Annotated in this window: 5 protein-coding genes; all 5 read left to right on the forward strand. The window is 64.1% G+C overall.

What is annotated here, in order from left to right; genetic code table 11:
* The coding region (locus GXY33_22830; protein NLX07987.1) for an AGE family epimerase/isomerase at positions 1–1119 on the forward strand (1119 nt) is incomplete at its 5' end.
* A gap of 148 nt (positions 1120–1267) precedes the next feature.
* Positions 1268–1858, forward strand: coding sequence for a nucleotidyl transferase AbiEii/AbiGii toxin family protein (locus tag GXY33_22835; protein ID NLX07988.1), 591 nt, complete (start codon positions 1268–1270; stop codon positions 1856–1858).
* 194 nt (positions 1859–2052) lie between these two features.
* Positions 2053–3030 carry a riboflavin biosynthesis protein RibF gene (gene ribF / locus GXY33_22840; protein ID NLX07989.1) on the forward strand — a complete coding sequence of 326 codons (978 nt, stop codon included), beginning with the start codon at positions 2053–2055 and terminating at the stop codon, positions 3028–3030.
* Entirely contained in the window at positions 3020–4033 is a 1014-nt protein-coding gene (locus tag GXY33_22845; protein ID NLX07990.1) for a bifunctional oligoribonuclease/PAP phosphatase NrnA, read from the forward strand. Before ribF ends, GXY33_22845 begins: the two co-directional genes overlap by 11 nt.
* A 49-nt stretch (positions 4034–4082) precedes the next feature.
* On the forward strand, positions 4083–5630 hold the full coding sequence (locus tag GXY33_22850) for a M48 family metalloprotease (GenBank protein ID NLX07991.1): 1548 nt from the start codon (positions 4083–4085) through the stop codon (positions 5628–5630).
* Positions 5631–5809 lie beyond the last annotated feature (179 nt).

The following is a 5809-nucleotide window of genomic DNA, read 5'->3' on the forward strand; positions in this document are numbered from 1 at the left end:
AACCACTGGGAAGCGCACAGCCTCGACCGGCAGTACGGCGGCTACTTCGACTGCCTCGACCGCGACTGGACGGTCTTCGACGACGACAAGCACGGCTGGAACCAGGGGCGCAAGGTCTGGATGTGGTCGACCCTGTACCGCGAGCTCGAACCGCGAAAAAGCTGGCTGGAGGCGGCGAAACTGGGGGCCGATTTCCTGGCCAAGTACGGGACGGACGAAACCGGGCGGGCCCACTTCGCCCTCAAGCGGGACGGAACGCCGCTGATCAAGCCTCGGGACATCTTCGCCGATGCGTTTCAAGCCATGGGCCATCTGGCGTATTGGGGCATCACGAAGGACAAGGCGTCGCTGGCGCGGGCGTGGCACAGCTTCAAGTTCTACTTCGACTCCGCGGAGCAGGACTGGGTCCATGACGCCGCGTGCTACGCGGGCGCCCGGCCGTGCCGCACGCACGCGATCCGCTTTATCAAGCTGACGCTGGCCCAGGAGTTCCGCAAGATTCTGGGGCCGGAGCATGAGGGCGTGCGGTTCGACAAACTCGCCGCCCAGGCCGTCGATGAAATCCTCAACTATCACGTCAAGCCCGAGTACAAAGCCCTGCTCGAATACGTCGGCCTCAAGGGCGAACTGCTGCCGGGCGCGATGGGCCGGCTGCTGAATCCCGGCCACGCCCTCGAGATCGCCGGTTTTATCATCTCCGAAGCCCAGCATCAGAAACGGGACGACTGGCTCAAGAAAGCCTGCGACGTGATCCTCTGGCACCTGGACCGGGCTTGGGACACCGACCACGGCGGCATCTTCTACTACATGGACCTGACCGGCAACGCCAACCGTAAACTCGAGAGCACGATGAAGCTCTGGTGGGTCCACAGCGACACGCTCGTCTCGTGCCTGCAGGCCTATTTGGCCACCGGCGACGAGCGATTCAAGACCTGGCACGATCGCGTCCACGACTGGGCGTTCGACCACTTCACCGACCGCGAGTGCGGCGAGTGGTACGGCTACCTCCACTACGACGGCACGGTCTCGATGCCCCTCAAGGGCGGGATCTGGAAGGGCATGTTCCACGTCCCGCGGGCTTGGCTGAACATCCATCTGCTGCTCAAGGACCAGGGGTGAAATCGCAATGGATTTTGCATCTGGATGGCTCGCTGTGGTGGATGACAGGGCCGACTCGGTTCGTGCTGGGAAAGAACGGACGGAGAAGGTATAATGCATTGGGGACAGGATCCTTGGTGTTGCGATGTTGACGTTTCGGGAATTCATCATGCGAGAGCGGGTGCCGCTGACGGCCGTCCATGAGGCGGTTTTGGAGTTCCTGTCGCGCGTGAATGACGCCGTTCTTTTCGGTGCGCAGGCGGTCAACGCGTACGTTGAAGAGCCGAGGATGACGGAGAATGTGGATGTCCTCTCGCCACGGGCAAGGGAACTGGCGGAGCAACTGACGCGGTTTCTTCGGGAGCGATTGCACATTGCGGCGAGGGTCCGGGAGATCGGCCAAGGGCGGGGATACCGGGTCTTTCAGGTCCGCAAGCCGAAGAACCGGCACTTGGTCGATATACGACCGGTTACCGCTCTCCCGCCGGCGAAACGTATTGGCGGCATCCTTGTTGTCACTCCCGAAGAACTGATCGCGGAGAAGGTGATGGCCTATCACTGCCGCAAAGGCCATCCGAAGTCCGGAACCGACTGGCGGGACCTGGCCATGCTGCTGCTAACCTTTCCAAAGCTCAAGAAGAAGGACAGTCTGGTCCTGGACCGCCTCAGAGCGGCGGATGCGGATGAGGCCGTCGTTGCCACTTGGCATGAGTTGGTGGCGCAGGAGATCAAGCCACCTCAGGAAGATGACGAGTTCTGAGGTAGTGGCGACCGGTGGTGACTTCTGACGTGCATCAGGCGGGCAAGAGCAGCAGGTGAAGTCCGGGAGATCATCCGCTGTGCCCAAAACGACGGAGCCCCACGCCGAAGCGATTTCCCCCTTTTCCCCGCAGGCGTATTGACCCTCCACGGTCGGCCTGATACCTTTATCCGTTTGGCTTTTTCGGGTTATTCATGCGGGTTATTCACGGCCTGGAGAATCTGGGTGCGGCGGTTGGGCCGGTGGCGATGACCATCGGCAACTTTGACGGTCTGCACCTGGGTCACCAGGACATCATCCGGCAGGTCGTCTCGCTGGCGGGCTCGCAGGGCCTGGTTCCGACGGTGCTGACCTTCGAGTACCATCCGCTGCGGCTTCTGGCCCCGGACCGGGCGCCGGGCCTGCTGATGCCGATGGAGCAGAAGCTCGAACGGCTCGAGGAACTGGGTCCGAAGCTGGTGGTGATCGCCCGCTGCACGCACGAATTGCTCGACCTGGAGCCGCGGGCGTTCGTGCGCGACGTGCTGCTTCGCCACTTCCAGGTCCGCTACATTGTGGAAGGGCCGAACTTCCGCTTCGGGCACGACCGGGCCGGCAGCATCGATCTGCTCGTGGCGATGCAGCGTGAATACGGATTCGAGGCTGTCAAGCGGGAGCCGATCCGGGTGGATCTGCCCGGCCGCGGTGGCGTGATGCTCTCGAGCAGCCTGGTCCGCCGGCTGCTCCAGGAAGGCTCCGTTGATCTGGCCGCCCGGTGCCTCGGGCGGCCCTATGAACTGATCGGCGAAGTGGTCTCGGGCGACGGCCGCGGCAGGGCGCTGGGGTTCCCCACCGCCAACCTGCAAACGCCGCAACTGTTGCCCGCCTCCGGCGTCTACGCTGCGCGGGCGCGGATCGACGGCGTTGACCACCAAGCCGCGGTGCACCTGGGTCCGGCGCCGACGTTTGAACACTCGCACCACGGACCGGAAGTGTACGTGTTGGATTTCGACGGCGACCTCTACGGCCGGCGGCTTGGCGTCAAGCTCATTCGGCGCATCCGCGGCACCGAGAGGTTCGCCGACGCAGCGGCTCTGGTGGAACGGATGCGGCGGGACGTGCGCGAGGTGCGAAGCGTCCTGGCTGAATGCAACTCGTCTCGCAAGGAAAACACCGACGATCATGGCGCCTGATTTCGACGACATCATCCGTGTGCTGGCGGACCATCAGCGGTTCCTGCTGATCCCTCACGACCGGGCCGATGGCGACGCGTGCGGCAGCATGCTCGCTTTGGCTTTGGCCCTGGAGAAGGCGGGCAAGGAGGTCCACACGCTGTTGCTCAACTCGATGGGCAGCCGATACGCGTTCATATTCGAGGACTGCCGCGTGCCGATCCTCGGACAGGATGTTCAGCCCGATTCGCTGCCGGAGGTCGACGTGGCGCTGGTCATCGATACCTCCGCCATGCGGCAACTAAGCCCGATCGCCGACTGGCTTATGCGATTTGGCGGCCTGATCGCCACCATTGACCATCACGAGCCGGGTGATCTGCCGGCACGGGTGGCCTGTATCGACGAGGCGTCGCCGGCGGCGGGAATCATCATCGCGCGGTTGCTGGAGCGGCTCGGCTGGCTCGAAGGGCCACAAATCGCCCGCTATCTGCTGATCGCCGTCGCCACCGACACCGGATGGTTCAGCTACAACAACGTGACGCCGGAGTGCTTCACGTGGGCCGGCCGGTTCGGCGCGATGGGCGCCGACCTGCACGAGTTGTACGAACGGCTGTTTCTCTCCGAGCCGCCCGAGCGGTTCAAACTGGTGGCCCAGACGCTCTGCTCAGCCGAACTGCTGGCCGACGATAGCCTCGTGGTCTTTACCCTCACCCGCAAGGACTTTGCCGAGACGGGCGCTTCGGACGCCATGACCGAGAACCTGATCGACCTGTCGGGCCGGCTGCGGACCATGTCGGTGGGCGTGCTGTTTGTCGAGGGCCAGGACGGATCGGTGCGGATCAGCCTGCGCTCGCGGCGCGATTTCAACGTGCATGAATTCGCCCAGATCTTCGGCGGAGGCGGCCATCGCCAAGCCGCGGGCATCCGCCTGACCGGCTCGCTCGACGAGGTCAAGCAAACAGTGCTCGCCAAGCTGATCGAACGGCTGACGGAAAACCGGGCGGGCCAGGCGTATAATCCCTAAAGCCGGGCCGGTTGCGGCAGGATATGCGGCCGGCGGGACGGAGCGTTACGTGATCTTTCTGGTTATCGTCGTACTCGGTTCGCTGCTGGTGGTCGAACACTTCGACACCGGCTGGGTGCTGCTGCTCGGGCCGTCGGGCCCGTTCGCGGTGTTCTTCAGCTTTCTGGCCCTGATCCTGATTATGACGCGGCTGGCCCAGCTTCGGGCCTCCGACGCGCTGGACGAATCGGGCGGCTCGATCATCCGGCTTCAGTCGCTCTACTCGCGCTGCCAGCGGCTGCTGATCGCCCTGGCCGCCGTCGCCCACTTCGGCTTGGTGTTCGGCACGCAATGGCCGCAATACTGCACCGACCTGGTGGGCCGGTACGCCGCCGGACTGGACGAGCTGCTGATGCTGGTCCCGTTCCTGGTGCTGATCTCGGTGGGCTACATGAAGCTTTATCCGGTCGACCGGCTGATCCGCCAGGGCTTGATGGGCGAACTGCTGCACTACTACGAGCCGGTCCATCCGATCTGGACGCAGCGGCAGTACGTCTCGTTCCAACTGCGGTTCCAGGTGTTACTGGTCGCCGCTCCGCTGATGCTGATCATTGCCGCCAAGGACCTGATCGAGTGGCAGGCCGACGCGCTGACGAGGGTTGGCGCAATGGTGCTCGAACCGTTCGAGCTGGCCCACCTGGCCGAACTGACCGCCGACGGCGTCCTGGCCGTGGTGGCGGGACTCGTCATCCTGATTTCGCCGCTGATGATCCGGGCGATCTGGCACTGCCGGCCGCTGCCACACGGCACGCTGCGCGATGAGCTTCGGGCGATCGCCGCGCGGGTGAAGCTCCGCTATCGCGACATTCTGCTATGGCCGACGCATGGCATCATTGTCAACGCCGCGGTGATGGGCCTCACCGGTCGGCTGCGCTACATCGTGCTCTCGGACGGGCTGATCGAGACGCTCACCGACGGCCAGATCGAAGCCGTCTTCGGCCACGAGATCGGCCACGTCAAACACCACCATCTGCACTTCCTGCTGCTCTTCGCCTTCGCCGCGATGGGACTGCTGGGCCTGACGGCGTGGTACCTGCAACTCAACTTCCAGATTCCCGCCAACTACATCCAAGCCGGCCTGCTGATCGCGGTGTTCGTCGTGTGGTTCTTCTTCTTCGGGCGGCTCAGCCGGGGGTTCGAACGCCAAGCGGACCTCTTCGCCGCCGAGTCGCTCTCGTACCGCTTCGACGAGGTGCCCACCGGTTGCGGCAACGCCGAGTGCCTCCGCCACCACGCCAACCCCGCTCCGATCCTCAGCCCCGATCCGCCGCTGTGCCTCTCCGCCGCCGAGGTCGTCTGCTCCGCCCTCTACCGCGCCGCCGCTCTTAACGCAGTGCCGCGAAACCTCAAGACCTGGCGACACGGCAGCATCGAACACCGCTGCCGCACCATCGCGACCATGGCCAACCAGCCGGAGACATTCTTCCTCCACAAACTCCGCATGTCATGGATCAAGATCGCCCTCGTTGGCGCCGCCGCCCTCACCGCCATCCTCGCCCTGTTGACCCTGGCCTCACTGAAAGACTACGACCTGGCCATCAAGTTCCTCCGCGGCTGAGGCCCGCTCCCTCCGGACCAGACCAAGCTCACCTCTGTTCTCCGGAAGAAGACCTGAGTTCAACATTGGGACACCCAATCACCGGAAAAGGTCGTACAGCCGCTGCTCGTCGTCGTCCATCTGGAGCAGGGTCTGGCGGGCTTGCGGGTCGTTGGGCCGGTGGTATGTCATCTCATACA

It is taken from the genome of Phycisphaerae bacterium (assembly GCA_012729815.1).
In the GTDB taxonomy this organism is placed as follows: domain Bacteria; phylum Planctomycetota; class Phycisphaerae; order JAAYCJ01; family JAAYCJ01; genus JAAYCJ01.